At 38.8% G+C, this 15606-nt stretch carries 25 protein-coding genes; all 25 read left to right on the forward strand.

Annotated features, from left to right (window positions below; translation table 11 throughout):
* Positions 1-480: 480 nt before the first annotated feature.
* Positions 481-1542 (forward strand): ABC transporter ATP-binding protein, encoded by a 1062-nt coding sequence (locus tag BCELL_RS00685; RefSeq protein WP_013486749.1) that lies wholly within the window; start codon positions 481-483, stop codon positions 1540-1542.
* The gene (locus tag BCELL_RS00690; protein WP_013486750.1) at positions 1529-2464 is read left to right on the forward strand and encodes an ABC transporter ATP-binding protein; all 936 of its coding nucleotides are present in this window, start codon (positions 1529-1531) and stop codon (positions 2462-2464) included. The genes BCELL_RS00685 and BCELL_RS00690 overlap by 14 nt, the downstream gene beginning before the upstream one ends.
* A gap of 5 nt (positions 2465-2469) precedes the next feature.
* Complete coding sequence (opp4B, locus tag BCELL_RS00695; protein WP_013486751.1) at positions 2470-3432, forward strand: oligopeptide ABC transporter permease; 963 nt, start codon at positions 2470-2472, stop codon at positions 3430-3432.
* A 22-nt stretch (positions 3433-3454) separates the two neighbouring features.
* Complete coding sequence (locus BCELL_RS00700) at positions 3455-4360, forward strand: ABC transporter permease (RefSeq protein WP_013486752.1); 906 nt, start codon at positions 3455-3457, stop codon at positions 4358-4360.
* Positions 4361-4379: 19 nt separating this feature from the next.
* Positions 4380-6182, forward strand: a complete 1803-nt coding sequence (opp4A, locus tag BCELL_RS00705; RefSeq protein ID WP_013486753.1) for an oligopeptide ABC transporter substrate-binding protein — start codon at positions 4380-4382, stop codon at positions 6180-6182.
* Between the two features lie 680 nt (positions 6183-6862).
* Positions 6863-7171, forward strand: a complete 309-nt coding sequence (gene rpsJ / locus BCELL_RS00710) for a 30S ribosomal protein S10 (RefSeq protein ID WP_013486754.1) — start codon at positions 6863-6865, stop codon at positions 7169-7171.
* Positions 7172-7208: 37 nt separating this feature from the next.
* Complete coding sequence (rplC, locus tag BCELL_RS00715) at positions 7209-7844, forward strand: 50S ribosomal protein L3 (protein WP_013486755.1); 636 nt, start codon at positions 7209-7211, stop codon at positions 7842-7844.
* A gap of 26 nt (positions 7845-7870) precedes the next feature.
* Positions 7871-8494 (forward strand): 50S ribosomal protein L4, encoded by a 624-nt coding sequence (rplD, locus tag BCELL_RS00720; protein WP_013486756.1) that lies wholly within the window; start codon positions 7871-7873, stop codon positions 8492-8494.
* On the forward strand, positions 8494-8784 hold the full coding sequence (rplW, locus tag BCELL_RS00725) for a 50S ribosomal protein L23 (protein WP_013486757.1): 291 nt from the start codon (positions 8494-8496) through the stop codon (positions 8782-8784). The genes rplD and rplW overlap by 1 nt, the downstream gene beginning before the upstream one ends.
* A gap of 28 nt (positions 8785-8812) precedes the next feature.
* A complete protein-coding gene (gene rplB / locus BCELL_RS00730; protein ID WP_013486758.1) occupies positions 8813-9643 on the forward strand; it encodes a 50S ribosomal protein L2 in 831 nt (276 codons plus the stop codon).
* A gap of 63 nt (positions 9644-9706) precedes the next feature.
* Entirely contained in the window at positions 9707-9979 is a 273-nt protein-coding gene (rpsS, locus tag BCELL_RS00735; protein ID WP_013486759.1) for a 30S ribosomal protein S19, read from the forward strand.
* A gap of 21 nt (positions 9980-10000) precedes the next feature.
* On the forward strand, positions 10001-10342 hold the full coding sequence (gene rplV, locus BCELL_RS00740; protein WP_013486760.1) for a 50S ribosomal protein L22: 342 nt from the start codon (positions 10001-10003) through the stop codon (positions 10340-10342).
* A 2-nt stretch (positions 10343-10344) separates the two neighbouring features.
* Positions 10345-11004 carry a 30S ribosomal protein S3 gene (gene rpsC, locus BCELL_RS00745; protein WP_013486761.1) on the forward strand — a complete coding sequence of 220 codons (660 nt, stop codon included), beginning with the start codon at positions 10345-10347 and terminating at the stop codon, positions 11002-11004.
* 2 nt (positions 11005-11006) lie between these two features.
* Positions 11007-11441, forward strand: a complete 435-nt coding sequence (rplP, locus tag BCELL_RS00750) for a 50S ribosomal protein L16 (RefSeq protein ID WP_013486762.1) — start codon at positions 11007-11009, stop codon at positions 11439-11441.
* Complete coding sequence (gene rpmC / locus BCELL_RS00755; protein ID WP_013486763.1) at positions 11431-11634, forward strand: 50S ribosomal protein L29; 204 nt, start codon at positions 11431-11433, stop codon at positions 11632-11634. Before rplP ends, rpmC begins: the two co-directional genes overlap by 11 nt.
* A 21-nt stretch (positions 11635-11655) precedes the next feature.
* On the forward strand, positions 11656-11919 hold the full coding sequence (gene rpsQ, locus BCELL_RS00760; protein WP_013486764.1) for a 30S ribosomal protein S17: 264 nt from the start codon (positions 11656-11658) through the stop codon (positions 11917-11919).
* A 43-nt stretch (positions 11920-11962) separates the two neighbouring features.
* Complete coding sequence (rplN, locus tag BCELL_RS00765) at positions 11963-12331, forward strand: 50S ribosomal protein L14 (protein ID WP_013486765.1); 369 nt, start codon at positions 11963-11965, stop codon at positions 12329-12331.
* A 43-nt stretch (positions 12332-12374) separates the two neighbouring features.
* Entirely contained in the window at positions 12375-12701 is a 327-nt protein-coding gene (gene rplX / locus BCELL_RS00770) for a 50S ribosomal protein L24 (RefSeq protein ID WP_013486766.1), read from the forward strand.
* A gap of 29 nt (positions 12702-12730) precedes the next feature.
* Positions 12731-13270, forward strand: coding sequence for a 50S ribosomal protein L5 (rplE, locus tag BCELL_RS00775; RefSeq protein WP_013486767.1), 540 nt, complete (start codon positions 12731-12733; stop codon positions 13268-13270).
* Positions 13271-13298: 28 nt separating this feature from the next.
* On the forward strand, positions 13299-13484 hold the full coding sequence (locus BCELL_RS00780; RefSeq protein WP_013486768.1) for a type Z 30S ribosomal protein S14: 186 nt from the start codon (positions 13299-13301) through the stop codon (positions 13482-13484).
* A 27-nt stretch (positions 13485-13511) separates the two neighbouring features.
* The gene (rpsH, locus tag BCELL_RS00785) at positions 13512-13910 is read left to right on the forward strand and encodes a 30S ribosomal protein S8 (protein WP_013486769.1); all 399 of its coding nucleotides are present in this window, start codon (positions 13512-13514) and stop codon (positions 13908-13910) included.
* Between the two features lie 30 nt (positions 13911-13940).
* A complete protein-coding gene (rplF, locus tag BCELL_RS00790) occupies positions 13941-14477 on the forward strand; it encodes a 50S ribosomal protein L6 (protein ID WP_013486770.1) in 537 nt (178 codons plus the stop codon).
* A 33-nt stretch (positions 14478-14510) separates the two neighbouring features.
* Positions 14511-14873, forward strand: coding sequence for a 50S ribosomal protein L18 (rplR, locus tag BCELL_RS00795; RefSeq protein ID WP_013486771.1), 363 nt, complete (start codon positions 14511-14513; stop codon positions 14871-14873).
* 28 nt (positions 14874-14901) lie between these two features.
* A complete protein-coding gene (gene rpsE / locus BCELL_RS00800) occupies positions 14902-15399 on the forward strand; it encodes a 30S ribosomal protein S5 (RefSeq protein WP_013486772.1) in 498 nt (165 codons plus the stop codon).
* A gap of 13 nt (positions 15400-15412) precedes the next feature.
* Positions 15413-15601: a 50S ribosomal protein L30 gene (gene rpmD / locus BCELL_RS00805; RefSeq protein WP_013486773.1), complete on the forward strand. Its 189-nt coding sequence runs from the start codon at positions 15413-15415 to the stop codon at positions 15599-15601.
* Positions 15602-15606: the final 5 nt, after the last annotated feature.

A 15606-nucleotide genomic window follows, 5' to 3' on the forward strand; every position in this document is an offset into this window, starting at 1 on the left:
GTCATATTATCTGACATTTATATATTAAACAACGAATAAAAAGAGTATTATAATAATATTAAAAAAATATTTTCATTATACAAATCTGAGAAAAAGGTAACTATTATGGTGAAATATAGATAAAATTCTGTGAATTTAAACATTTATTCGACAATTCTCATTTAAAATAATATTCAGAAAAATTTATAATATTATATTGGAAATATTTATTATTGATTTTAACATAAGGTTCACTTATAATTAAAAACTAGTTGTAGTTGTTGGTTAAGTCTATATTTGAATAATATCTATTATATGTAATAGGTATAAATAGTACGGTTCGATAATATTCAGATAAATCAAAATTGAATCTATAGTTCCAAAATACTTTCAGATTTAAATGTTACATCGTTCGGGTTGAAAAGAATAGATTATTGTAAATCTGTATATAGTAATGTCGTATCTTGTAATATCATTGCCATTTGTAAAACGGAGTAAACGATGGGATTAGTTATTTCTATTCTTAAATCAAGGGTTATAAGGGTGATTAATGTGAGTGAACATTTAGTTGAACTAAAAAACTTAAAAACATCATTTAGGATCTTAGATGATTACTACGCAGCTGTAGATGATGTTTCATTAAATATTAATAAAAATGAAGTGCTTGCTATTGTTGGGGAATCCGGATCCGGTAAAAGTGCATTAGCCTTTTCGATTATGGGTTTACACAACAGAGCGAAAATCGAAGGCACAATAGATTACAAAGGTAACAATATAGCAAACATATCTTCCTCGAAGTTAAACAAGCTACGCGGGAAAGAAATGGCGATGATATTTCAAGATTCATTATCTGCTTTAAACCCGTTAATGGTTATCGGCGACCAAATTGACGAGGCGATACTTCTCCATAATTCTAAATTATCAAAGAAGGATCGAAAAGTGAGAGTGTTGGATCTACTTGATAAAGTCGGAATCCCTCGCCCAGATAAAACATATTCTCAGTACCCACACGAGCTATCGGGGGGGATGAGACAACGAGTAGTTATTGCGATGGCAATAGCTAATCAACCAGAGTTATTAATAGCAGATGAACCAACAACAGCACTGGATGTAACTATCCAATCTCAAATATTAGATTTATTGAAAGAACTAAAAAATGATATGAGGGCTGGAATCGTACTGATTACACATGATTTAGGTGTAGTAGCTGAGATGGCCGATCGTGTTGCGGTTATGTATGCTGGACAAATTGTAGAGATTGCAGATGTTTATTCTTTACTTGAGAACCCACAGCATCCGTATACAAGGTCATTATTAAACTCAGTTCCATCAGACGATAAAGAGAAACTACACGTCATTGAAGGTGTTGTTCCAGCACTTCAATACTTGCCGCGACAAGGATGTCGATTTAAGTCGAGAATTCCTTGGATAGATGATTCGGCACATGAGGAAAACCCTCAACTACATGAAATTAAACCAGGGCACTTTGTTCGTTGTACATGCTACAAGCATTTTGACTTCCCTGATAATAGCAAGGAGGAAAGTAGTAATGGCACTTCTTGAGGTTAAAGATTTAAAAGTTCATTTTCCGATTCGAGGTGGACTATTTCGAAGAGTGGTAGATCAGATAAAAGCTGTTGATGGCGTGTCCTTAAATATAGAAGAGGGACAAACATACGGGCTTGTTGGGGAATCTGGATCAGGAAAGTCAACTACAGGTAGAGCAATAATTGGGTTAAATCAAATTACTTCTGGTGAAGTAATTTTCAATGGACACGACCTATCTAAAAGCACACGAAAATCTCATTTAAACGTACGCCGCGATATTCAAATGATATTCCAAGATCCTTACTCATCATTAAATCCTAAAAAACGTGTAGTAGATATCGTTGCAGAACCACTTCGTAACTTTGAAAAATTATCTGCGACAGAAGAGCGGCGTCGCGTTCAAGAGTTGATGGATATGGTTGGATTGAGTCCTGAGGCGATTTATAAATACCCACATGAGTTTTCCGGTGGACAACGTCAACGAATTGGTATCGCAAGAGCTATTGCTTTAAAACCGAAGCTTATTATTGCTGATGAACCAGTATCGGCATTAGATGTATCTGTACAAGCGCAAGTTTTAAATTTTATGCAGGATATTCAAAAAGAGTTAAACCTCACTTATTTATTTGTAAGTCATGATTTAGGAATTATTCGCCATATGTGTGATCATATCGCCATTATGTATAAAGGGCGTTATGTTGAACAAGGAACAGCAGATGACATCTTTGAAAATGGCCAACATATTTATACGAAGCGTTTGCTCGCTGCTATTCCTGATATTGATCCGAGACAGAGAGAAATACAATTAGAAAATCGTCAAAAGGTAAAAGAGGATTTTGACAATCTACAAAAAGATTATTTTGATGAAGAAGGGTTACCCTACTCATTAAAACCAATTTCCAAGACACACTATGTGGCTTTGCCTGAGAGAGGTTGAATGATATGTGGAAACTAGTTGTACGAAGAATTATGATAATGATTCCTCAAATATTTGTACTAAGTATATTAGTATTCTTAATGGCAAAAGCGATGCCAGGGGATGCTTTGACAGGGTTAATAGATCCGAGTATTGATGCAGAAGCGAGAGAAGCAATGCGAGAACGACTTGGGCTAAACAATCCATGGTACGTACAGTATTGGGATTGGATAACAAATGCGATGCAAGGTAATTTCGGTCAATCATTCCGTTATAAAATGGACGTTTCTGAGCTGATTGGTCAAAGAATGGTTAATACGTTTTGGCTATCATTAATGACGTTAATTTTCACTTATTTAATTGCCATTCCTTTAGGAATTACAAGTGGTCGTTATAACGACACTTGGGGCGACCGCCTAATTACTGGATACACATACGTTGGTTTCGCAGCACCACTTTTCATTTTTGCGCTATTAATGGTATTTATCTTCGGATTCCAGTTAGGTTGGTTCCCAACAAGCGGTAGTGTGACACCTGGTTTACAGCCTGGAACATTTGAATATGTACTAAGTAAAATAAATCATTTATTACTACCATCACTTTCGATGGCACTCATTACGACTGTTTCGACAGTTCAATATTTACGAAGTGAGATTATCGATACAAAGCAAAAAGAATTTATTATTACTGCAAGAGCGAAGGGTGCTTCTGAACAGCGTGTGTATAATCGACACATTTTACGAAACTCCCTATTACCAATCGCTGCTTTCTTTGGTTTTGAGCTTACTGGATTAATTGGAGGTACTGTCTTTATAGAGAATATCTTTAACTATCCAGGAATGGGGCAACTTTTCTTACAGTCAATTCAAATGCGTGACTTCAGTGTCGTAACTGCATTGGTGTTACTGTTCGGTATTGCTTCAATATTAGGTGCTTTATTGTCTGATATTATATTAAGTCTTGTAGACCCGCGTATTCGAATTAAATAAACTCGGTAACTGAGGTGAAAAAATGAGTAGTACAAATACAAACACAAGCTCGCCAAAGGTTCTAGAGAAGAGTCCGTCGGGTCTTAGAATCCTCTGGCGGGAAATCGTTAGAGATAAATTAGCTTTGTTTTCTTTAATATTTTTAATTTTACTAATTACTTCTGTTTTTACAGTTTCTTTGATCCTCGATCAAGATCAAATTGTAACAGTAGATTTGTTCTCACTGTATCAACCACCATCTGCTGATTTTTGGTTAGGTACTGACTATGGTGGAAGAGATATATTTGGGCAACTAATTATTGGAACTCGTAATTCATTACTCATTGGTCTTATTGTAACTGCAATGACAGGCATTATCGGTATACTTGTTGGGCTTATGGCAGGGTACTTCGGAGGAACAATTGATAATATTCTGATGAGAATATTAGACTTCTTCTTAATATTACCGACTTTAATGGTTGTTATCGCATTCGTAACAACAGTTCCAAATTACAATATTGTTCATTTCTCATTAATTATGACTGCATTCTTATGGATGGGGATTGCACGTCTTATTCGTTCGAAGGCGCTCCAAGAAAAAGAACAAGAATACGTAGCTGCCTCGAAAACACTTGGTTCATCCGATTTTAAAATAATGTTTACACAAGTGTTACCTAATTTAAGCTCATTGATCATCGTTACGATGACATTGAATTTAGCTGCAAACATAGGGCTCGAATCAGGATTATCTTTCTTAGGTTTTGGTTTTCCTGAAAGCACGCCAAGTTTAGGTACACTAGTAAGCTATGCTACAAACCCGCAAACATTAGAGTTTCGCTGGTGGATATGGTTACCTGCATCAATCATGATTTTAGTATTGATGTTGAGTATAAATAATGTTGGTCAAGCGTTAAAACGTGCGACTGACGCAAGACAAAGAAGAGGATAAAAAAAGGGAGGAAGTTATGATGAAAAGTACTATGAAGTATTTATTCGCACTTATGTTAGTTCTCATGTTAGCTCTAGCTGCATGTGGTAGTCCAGATGAGACTGAAGAAGGCGGTTCTGATGCTGATGAGAACGCGGCTGAAGATAACGGAGACGAGCTATATAGCATCGACGACTTCAGTAATATTAAAACAAATGAAGGAGAAGCAATCGAAGGTGGAACGGTTACTTTCGGACTTGTTTCTGACACTGCATTTGAAGGTACGTTAAATTGGAATTTCTATTCTGGTAACCCAGATGCACAAGTATTAAACTGGTTTGATGAGCCATTATTAACATGGGATGAAAACTATGTATATACGCAAGATGGTGCTGCAACATACGAAGTTTCTGAAGATGGACATACGTTCACTTTCACAATTCGTGATAATGTTAACTGGCATGATGGGGAGCCTGTAACTGCAGAAGATTGGTTGTTTGCGCATGAAGTAATTGCACACCCGGATTATGATGGACCTCGTTACGGTTCTGATATTCGTAACGTTGAAGGTATTGAAGAATTCCGCGCAGGTGAAGCTGATACAATTTCTGGTATTGAAGTAATTGATGAGAAAACACTAGCAATTACGTATAAAGAAGTATCTCCTTCTTTAGTAACAGGTAGTATTTGGACATATCCTTTAGCGAAGCACATTTTTGAGGATATTCCTGTAGAAGATATGTCTTCATCTCCAGAAGTAAGACAAAACCCAATTGGTTTTGGTCCATTTATCGTTGATACAATCACTCCAGGTGAGTCTGTAACTTACGTGAAAAATGAAGATTACTGGAGAGGTGAGCCTAACCTAGACGGCGTAACTCTACGAGTAATCAACCCTAATACAGTAGTACAAGAATTACAAACTGGTGCAGTAGATATGGTAAGTAGCTTCCCAGTTGACCAATTCCCAGCTAATGCCGACATGTCAAATGTTGAATTCCTCGGCGATATCGACCGTGCGTACACGTACATCGGTTTCAAATTAGGACATTGGGATGAAGAAGCAGGCGAAAACGTTGTAGACCCAGACATGAAAATGGGTGATGTTAACTTACGTAGAGCGATGGCACATGCTATTGATGATACTACAGTTGGAGAGCGTTTCTATCATGGACTTCGTTGGAATGGTACAACTTTAATTCCGCCATCTCACCCTGAGTTCCATGATGATGCAAATGAAGGTTTAGTGTTTGACGTAGAATTAGCTAACCAAATTCTTGATGAAGCTGGTTATGAAGATGTGACGGGTGATGGTTTCCGTGAAACTCCTGAAGGAGAAGAGTTAGTAATTAACTTTGCTTCTATGACAGGTGGAGACACTGCAGAACCATTAGCGCAATATTATGTTCAATCTTGGAGAGAGATTGGCTTGAATGTAGATTTAGAAATGCTTGAATTCAACACTTTCTATGATCGTGTTGAAGAAGATCATCCTGACATTGATGTTTACCAAGGTGCTTGGGGTGTAGGTATTGATGTTGATCCAACTGGTCTTTGGGGTCCAGTTTCACCAATGAACTATACTCGTTGGACTAACGAAGAAAACACTCGTTTACTAAGAGAAGGTGTTTCTTCAGAGGCGTTTGATTTAGACTATCGTGCAGAAGTATATAATGAATGGCAACAATTAATGGTTGAAGAAGTTCCTGCTTTCCCAACTGTATATCGTGCAGTGTTATCACCGGTTAATAACCGAGTTCACAACTATGCGATTGGTGATGGAACAGGTGTCTACAGATATCAAATCGCTGTTACACAAGAAGATAGACTAGCAGCTGAATAATATAGTACTAAGAGTAAGGGGTCCTTCAATGGACCCCTTTTTTTAGGATCTGTTAAACTTCGTTGTTGATTTTCGCATTAATGATGAATCCGTCGAGACAGCTCGGATTGTATTTTATCGCCGTGCGTACTAGCGAGAAGAGTACTCACTATAACTTTAAGAGCTACGGCGAAATTCGACTGCTTATAAGAAAAGACAAAAAACGAGCTTCAAGCTCGTTTTAGATTTTCTTATATTGAAAGTATTTAGTAATATTGTATATTGTCGCTAAAAAGTAAAGAGGAACCAATCATTCGTAATAAACATCAACGTTACCTATCAGAAATAGTCTAAATTAAGAAAGTGAATGTCGCACTATATAATAGAAGGAACTTACAACAAAAAGAAGATTGAATAATTTACAATATGGGTATGATGGTAAAGGTTACTATTAATTCTTTTGTATTTAATGTTGTTGTTGGTATTTTGCCGATGTATAATAGGAAAAGTGTTACGAGAAAAAATATGCATAAAATGATTGCATTAGGTTTTAGTTTCTTGTATAATGTTTAATGTTGGTCACTGACAGGCTACGATACGGAAGGTTGCTGACACGCCCGGCCCCTTTGCCATGGCTAGTGTGTGGAAATTTCCGAGGAGCAAGTCTATTTCCAAAAATGGGCGAAAAAGGAGGTAATACAATGGCAAAACAGAAGATTCGTATTCGTTTAAAGGCGTATGATCACAGAATTTTAGATCAATCTGCGGAAAAGATCGTAGAAACTGCTAAGAGATCAGGTGCTAGCGTAGCTGGACCGATTCCACTTCCGACAGAAAAATCTATTTATACGATCCTACGTGCGGTTCATAAGTACAAAGATTCTCGCGAACAGTTCGAAATGAGAACTCATAAGCGTTTGATCGATATCGTGAACCCAACTCCACAAACTGTGGATGCGTTAATGCGATTAGACCTGCCATCAGGTGTCGATATTGAAATCAAGCTATAATAAATTGAAAATTAATGATTAATAGGAGGTGTGACTCATGGCCAAAGGAATCTTAGGTAAAAAAATAGGTATGACTCAAATTTTCGCTGAAAATGGTGAAGTTGTTCCTGTAACAGTTATTGAAGCTACACCAAACGTTGTTCTTCAAAAGAAAACAACAGAAGGTGAAGGATACGAAGCAATTCAGTTAGGTTTTGATGATAAAAAGCAAATTCAACAAACAAAACCTGCGAAAGGTCATGCTGAAAAAGCGAAGACAAACCCTAAGCGCTTCGTGAAAGAGTTCCGCTTATCTAATGTTGCGGAATATGAAATTGGTCAAGAAGTCAAAGTAGATACATTTGCTGTAGGAGATATCGTTGATGTAACTGGTACATCAAAAGGGAAAGGTTTCCAAGGTGCAATTAAGCGTCATAACCAATCTCGCGGACCAATGTCCCACGGTTCACGTTACCATCGTCGACCTGGTTCAATGGGACCTGTAGATCCTAACCACGTACGTAAAGGTAAACTATTACCTGGACGAATGGGTGGAGAGCAAGTGACTATTCAAAATTTAGAAATCGTTCGTGTAGATACAGAGCGCAATTTACTGCTAGTTAAAGGTAACGTACCTGGTGCAAGAAAAAGTTACGTCACTGTACAATCTGCAGTAAAAGCGACTGCTGAATAAGATCGTAAAAGAAAGGAGGAGCCAAGATGCCTAAAGTTACATTGTACAATCAAACTGGCTCACAAGTAGGCGATATTGAACTTTCAGAGGCTATTTTCGGTATTGAGCCAAATGAAAGTGTTCTATTTGACGCTGTTGTGATGCAGCAAGCATCTCAACGTCAAGGTACTCATGCTACTAAAGGTCGTTCTGATGTTCGTGGTGGAGGACGTAAACCATGGAGACAAAAAGGAACAGGTCGAGCAAGACAAGGTTCGATTCGTTCACCTCAATGGGTTGGTGGTGGCGTAGTATTCGGACCACAACCACGTAGCTATGCGTATAAAATTCCGAAGAAACAACGTCGTTTAGCATTAAAATCTGCTCTTTCTTCTAAGGTGAATGCTGATGAAATTCTAGTATTAGAAGGGTTAAACTTCGATTCTCCAAAGACGAAAGAAATGAAAGCTGTTCTTAGCGGATTATCTGTTGGGAGAAAGGCTTTAGTCGTTACTGCTGATTATAATGATGCGGTTGCATTATCTGCACGTAACATCCCTGGAGTAAAATTCATCACAGCTGAAGGTGTGAATGTTCTTGATCTATTAAATTATGATCAATTAATTATTACTCAAGATGCTGTGAAAAAGGTAGAGGAGGTGCTTGCATAATGGCTGATGCACGCGATATTATTAAGCGCCCCGTAATTACAGAAAGATCTACTGATCTTATGGCTGAGCAAAAGTATACTTTTGAAGTAGAACCAACAGCGAATAAGACACAAATAAAAATGGCAATTGAAGAAATTTTCGGTGTGAAAGTTGCTAACGTAAACACAATGAACTATAAAGGTAAGTTCAAGCGTTTCGGGCGTCACACTGGTTACACTAGTAAGCGTAAGAAAGCTATTGTACAGCTTACACCAGATAGTAAAGAACTTGAGTTCTTTGAAGGTGTATAATTAGTTTTTGTGAAAGGAGGAAATTTGAATGCCAATTAAAAAGTATAAACCAACCACTAACGGTCGTCGTGGTATGTCGGTACTTGATTTCCAAGAAATTACTACTGATAAGCCAGAAAAATCTCTTTTAGCCCCAACTAAAAGAAAAGGCGGTCGTAATAATCAAGGGAAATTAACAGTTCGTCACCAAGGTGGAGGACATAAACGTCAATATAGAATCGTTGACTTTAAGCGTGATAAAGATGGAATTCCAGGGCGCGTTGCTACGATCGAATATGATCCAAACCGTTCTGCTAACATCGCTCTAATCAATTATGTTGATGGAGAAAAGCGTTACATCCTAGCGCCAAAGAATTTGAAAGTAGGCATGGAAATCATGTCTGGAAAAGACGCTGATATTAAAGTAGGTAATGCACTTCAACTGAAAGACATTCCTGTTGGTACAGTAATCCATAATATCGAGCTTCGCCCAGGTAAAGGTGGCCAGCTAGTGCGTTCTGCAGGTGCTGAAGCACAATTACTTGGTAAAGAAGGCGATTATGTTCTTGTTCGTTTACGTTCAGGTGAAACTCGTTTAATCTTAGCTACTTGCCGTGCTTCTATCGGTCAAGTTGGTAATGTTGAGCACGAACTAGTGAACATTGGTAAAGCTGGACGTTCTCGTTGGATGGGTAAAAGACCAACAGTTCGTGGTTCTGTTATGAACCCTAACGATCACCCACATGGTGGTGGTGAAGGACGCGCTCCTATCGGACGTAAATCACCAATGTCACCTTGGGGTAAACCAACTCTTGGATTTAAAACTCGTAAGAAAAATAAAGACACGGATAAATACATTGTGCGTCGTCGTAAAAAATAACGGGATTGCGCTACGGTTCTCAAAAGTAAGGGCCGTAGGTCAATCGCGAAGGGAGGTACAATCATGGGTCGCAGCTTAAAAAAAGGACCTTTTGTCGATGATCATTTAATGAAAAAAGTAGAAGCAATGGGTGAAGACAGAAGAGTAATTAAAACTTGGTCTCGTCGTTCTACAATTTTCCCTGAATTCATCGGTCATACAATTGCCGTATATGATGGTCGTAAACACGTACCGGTTTATATTTCTGAAGATATGGTTGGACATAAGCTTGGTGAGTTTGCACCATCAAGAACTTATAAAGGCCATGCAGCAGACGACAAGAAAACACGACGTTAATAAAGAGGGGAGGTACTTACCATGGAAGCAAAAGCAGTTGTAAAACAAGTGCGTATTGCTCCTCGTAAAGTTCGCCTAGTGGTTGATTTGATTCGAGGAAAAGGTGTTGGAGAAGCAATTTCCATCTTACGCCATACTCCGAAAAAAGCATCTCCAGTAGTTGAAAAGCTGTTAAATTCAGCTATTGCGAACGCAGAGCATAACTATGAACTAGATCCTAACAGTTTAGTTGTTAGTAAAGTATTTGTAGATGAAGGTGTTACGTTAAAAAGATTCCGTCCACGTGCGATGGGACGTGCGAGTAGAATTAATAAAAGAACTAGCCATATTACATTAGTTCTTACAGAAAAGAAGGAGGGATAAGTGTGGGTCAAAAAGTAAATCCGACTGGACTACGTGTCGGTATCATTAAAGACTGGGAGTCTAAATGGTACGCTGACAAAGACTACGCTGATTTACTTCACGAAGACATCAAAATTCGTGAGTATTTAGAGAAGCGTTTAAAAGAAGCATCTTTATCCACCGTTGAAATCGAACGTGCGGCTAACCGTGTAAATGTTACTATTTATACTGCAAAGCCTGGTATGGTAATTGGTAAAGGTGGATCTGAAGTAGAAGCATTACGTAAAGCACTTAATCAATTAACAGGTAAGAGAGTTCACATTAACATTAACGAAGTGAAATATCCTGATATGGATGCTCGCTTAGTTGCTGATAACGTTGCTCGTCAATTAGAAAATCGTATTTCATTCCGTCGTGCGATGAAGCAAGTTATTCAACGTACAATGCGTTCTGGAGCTAAAGGTATTAAAACTGAAGTATCTGGTCGTCTTGGCGGAGCGGACATTGCTCGTTCTGAATCATATAGCGAAGGTACAGTTCCACTTCATACTTTAAGAGCGGATATCGATTATGGTACTGCAGAAGCAGATACTACTTACGGTAAGCTTGGTGTTAAAGTATGGATCTATCGTGGGGAAGTCCTTCCAACGAAAGGAACGAAACAAGAGGAAGGAGGAAAATAATCATGCTAATGCCTAAACGTGTAAAATTCCGTCGTGAACACCGTGGTAAAATGAAAGGCCGCGCAAAAGGTGGAACGGAAGTAAGTTTCGGAGAGTATGGATTACAAGCGCTAGAAGCTTCTTGGATTACAAACCGCCAAATTGAATCAGCGCGTATAGCTATGACACGTTATATGAAACGTGGAGGTAAAGTATGGATTAAAATTTTCCCAGATAAGCCTTATACTGCAAAACCATTAGAAGTTCGAATGGGTTCTGGTAAAGGGGCACCTGAAGGATGGGTTGCTGTTGTAAAACCAGGGAAAATCATGTTTGAAATAGCCGGAGTTTCAGAAGAAGTTGCACGTGAAGCATTACGTCTTGCTTCTCACAAACTACCGATTAAAACTAAATTTGTAAAACGCGAAGAAGTGGGTGGTGACGCAAATGAAAGCTAATGAGATTCGCAACCTTACCACTGCCGAGATTGAACAAAAGTCAAAGTCCTTAAAAGAAGAGCTATTTAACCTTCGCTTTCAACTTGCAACTGGACAGTTAGATAACCCAGCCCGCATTCGCGAAGTTAAGAAAGCTATTGCTCGTGCAAAAACGGTATTGCGTGAAAGAGAACTAGGAATAATAAACGAATAATCCTGGGAGGAGGTCTGCACAGTGACAGAACGTAATAATCGCAAGAGCTATACTGGTCGTGTAGTTTCTGACAAAATGGATAAAACGATCACAGTTCTTGTAGAAACGTATAAAATGCATTCACTCTACGGAAAGCGTGTTAAATACTCTAAAAAGCTTAAAGCTCATGATGAGAATAACACTGCAAAACAAGGTGACATCGTTCGAGTAATGGAAACACGTCCATTATCTAAAGATAAGCGATTTAGACTTGTAGAAGTAGTTGAAAAAGCTGTTATTATTTAATAGAAGTTGATGTTTGCTTACCTGAAGGGAGGTAAAGGAATCTATGATTCAACAAGAAAGCCGATTAAAAGTAGCTGATAATTCAGGAGCGCGTGAAGTACTATGCATCAAGGTTCTTGGAGGCACAGGTCGTAAAACTGCTAATGTAGGAGACGTTATCGTCTGTACTGTAAAGCAAGCAACACCTGGTGGCGTTGTCAAGAAAGGTGAAGTTGTACGCGCAGTAATCGTACGTTCAAAAAGCGGAGTGCGTCGTCCAGATGGGTCATATATTAAGTTCGACGAAAATGCAGCTGTAATTGTACGTGACGATAAGAGCCCACGTGGTACGCGTATCTTCGGTCCGGTTGCACGTGAATTACGTGATAATCAGTTTATGAAGATCGTATCTTTAGCTCCTGAAGTACTTTAATCATATAAATGAACGGAAATTTAGGTGTTAAGGAGGTGCCCTCATGTCACAAACTAAATTACATGTGAAAAAGGGAGATACAGTTAAAGTAATCTCTGGTAAAGACAAAGGTAAAGAAGGAACAATCCTTGAAGCTTACCCAAGTCAATCACGCGTACTTGTTGAAGGTGTTAACGTTGTTAAAAAACACGCGAAGCCATCACAAACGAATCCACAAGGTGGAATCATTAGTAAAGAAGCGCCAATTCACGTTTCTAACGTAATGCCATTAGATCCGAAAACGAGCGAACCGACTCGTGTTGGGTATAAAGTGGAGAATGGTAAAAAAGTAAGAATCGCGAAAAAATCTGGCGAAGCATTAGATAAGTAGTAGTCAATGGGTGAAAGGAGGTTTACTCAATGAATCGTCTGCAAGAGAGATATAGAAGTGATATTATCCCTACAATGACGGAGAAATTCAATTACTCTTCTGTAATGGAAGTACCTAAAGTTGAAAAGATTGTCATTAATATGGGTGTTGGTGATGCAGTTCAAAACTCTAAAGTTTTAGATAAAGCTGTTGAAGAGCTTACAGATATTTCTGGTCAAAAGCCTTTAATCACAAAAGCAAAGAAATCTATCGCAGGTTTCAAGCTTCGTGAAGGAATGCCAATCGGTGCAAAAGTAACATTACGCGGAGAGCGTATGTATCAATTTTTAGATAAACTAGTAACGGTTTCCTTACCTCGTGTACGTGACTTCCGTGGTGTATCTAAGAAAGCATTTGATGGTCGTGGAAATTATACTTTGGGAGTTAAAGAACAATTGATCTTCCCAGAGATTGAGTACGATAAAGTTGATAAAGTTCGCGGAATGGATATCGTCATTGTTACAACGGCGAATACGGACGAAGAAGCACGTGAACTTCTCACTCAAATGGGCATGCCGTTCCAAAAATAACTCGTGCTAAAAGAGAGGAGTGAAGACCTTGGCTAAAAAGTCGATGATTGCGAAAAACAAAAGGCCTAAAAAGTTTCAAGTGCAAGAATATACTCGTTGTGAACGCTGCGGTCGCCCGCATAGTGTAATCCGCAAGTTCAAACTTTGCCGTATCTGCTTCCGAGAACTTGCATATAAAGGTCAAATTCCGGGCGTCAAAAAAGCTAGCTGGTAATTCCGTTTAGGGAAGGAGGTAAATACGATGGTCATGACAGATCCAATTGCTGATATGCTTACAAGAATTCGCAATGCGAATACTGTTCGACACAATAGTTTGGAGCTTCCAGCTTCAAAAATTAAGCGTGAAGTCGCTGATATATTAAAGCGCGAAGGATTCATTCGCGATTATGAATACATCGAGGATAACAAACAAGGTATCCTTCGTATTTTCCTTAAGTACAGTGGAACGAACGAACGTGTTATCACTGGTCTTAAGAGAATTAGTAAACCTGGACTTCGTGTATACGCAAAAGCGGATCAACTTCCGCGCGTATTAGGTGGATTAGGAATTGCAATAATTTCTTCATCCAACGGAGTAATTACAGATAAAGAAGCTCGCCAACAACAAGTTGGTGGAGAGGTTTTAGCTTACGTTTGGTAATAAGATTGTTACAGAATGGAGGTGTAAGGTATGTCTCGTATTGGTTTAAAGCCAGTTGAGATTCCTTCAGGAGTTGAAGTGAAACTTAACGGAAACAACATTACAGTAAAAGGACCTAAGGGCGAATTGAACCGTGATCTTCATCAAGATATGGTTATAAAGCATGAAGATAACCAAGTAATCGTTGAACGTCCTTCAGATCATAAATCACATCGTTCACTTCATGGTACTACTCGTAGTGTCATCAACAATATGGTTGAGGGTGTAACGAAAGGTTACGAAAAAACACTTGAGCTTGTCGGTGTTGGTTATAGAGCAACTAAATCAGGAAATAAATTAGTACTTAACGTGGGATTATCTCACCAAGTAGAATTTGAACCTGAGAATGGATTGGAAATTGAGGTTCCGGCAAACACGAAAATCATTGTTAAAGGAATCGATAAAGAGCGTGTTGGTGCTTTAGCATCAAACATTAGAGCAACTAGAAAACCTGAACCTTACAAAGGTAAAGGGATTCGTTACGAAGGCGAATATGTACGTCGTAAAGAAGGTAAGACTGGTAAATAAGGGTAAATAACGGGAAGAAAGGACTGACGTTCAATGATCACGAAGACTAATAAGAACGCGGTACGTAAGAAAAGACACGCACACGTTCGTCGCACGGTCACAGGAACTGCTGAACGTCCACGTTTGAACGTTTTCCGTTCTAATAAGCAAATTTATGCACAGTTAATTGATGACGTTGCAGGAGTAACAATCGCAAGTGCATCTAGCTTAGATAAAGAACTAAAACTCGAAAACGGTGGGAACAAAGAAGCAGCTCGTCAAGTTGGCGATCTTGTAGCAAAACGTGCCCTTGAAAAAGGTCATGAATCTGTAGTATTTGACCGTGGTGGTTATTTATATCATGGTCGTGTACAAGAGCTTGCAGATGCAGCCCGTGAAGCTGGTCTGAAGTTTTAATCAAGGCTAGAAGGAGGGAAATACATTCATGCGTATCGATCCAAATAAATTGGAACTTGAAGAAAGAGTCGTTACTGTCAACCGTGTTGCAAAAGTTGTAAAGGGTGGACGTCGTTTCCGCTTTGCTGCATTGGTTGTCGTTGGAGATAAAAACGGACACGTAGGATTCGGTATGGGTAAAGCTTTAGAAGTACCGGAAGCGATCCGTAAAGCAATAGAAGACGCTAAGAAAAACTTAATTGCAGTACCTATTCAAGGAACAACAATTCCACACCAAATTACTGGTAGATTTGGAGCTGGAAGTGTATTCTTAAAGCCAGCATCTGAAGGTACTGGAGTTATCGCAGGTGGTCCTGTACGTGCAGTACTAGAATTAGCTGGTGTAGGTGATATCCTGTCTAAATCATTGGGATCAAATAACCCAATTAACATGGTGCGTGCAACAATTGAAGGACTAAGAGATGTAAAAAGTCCGGAAGATGTGGCAAAACTACGCGGCAAAACAGTTGAAGAGCTGCTAGGTTAAGGAGGGATTTGGCATGGCTAATAAATTAGAGATCACCCTCAAACGTAGCCTGATCGGTCGTCCAGAAGATCAGCGCGTCACTGTGAAGACTTTAGGTCTTCGTAAAGTGAATCACACTGTCGTACAAGAGGATAATCCAGCAATTCGCGGAATGATTACTAAAGTTTCTCATCTCGTCAGTGTTAAAGAAGTTCAAGCGTAATTGAT

This window comes from Evansella cellulosilytica DSM 2522, assembly GCF_000177235.2.
Taxonomy (GTDB): domain Bacteria; phylum Bacillota; class Bacilli; order Bacillales; family Salisediminibacteriaceae; genus Evansella; species Evansella cellulosilytica.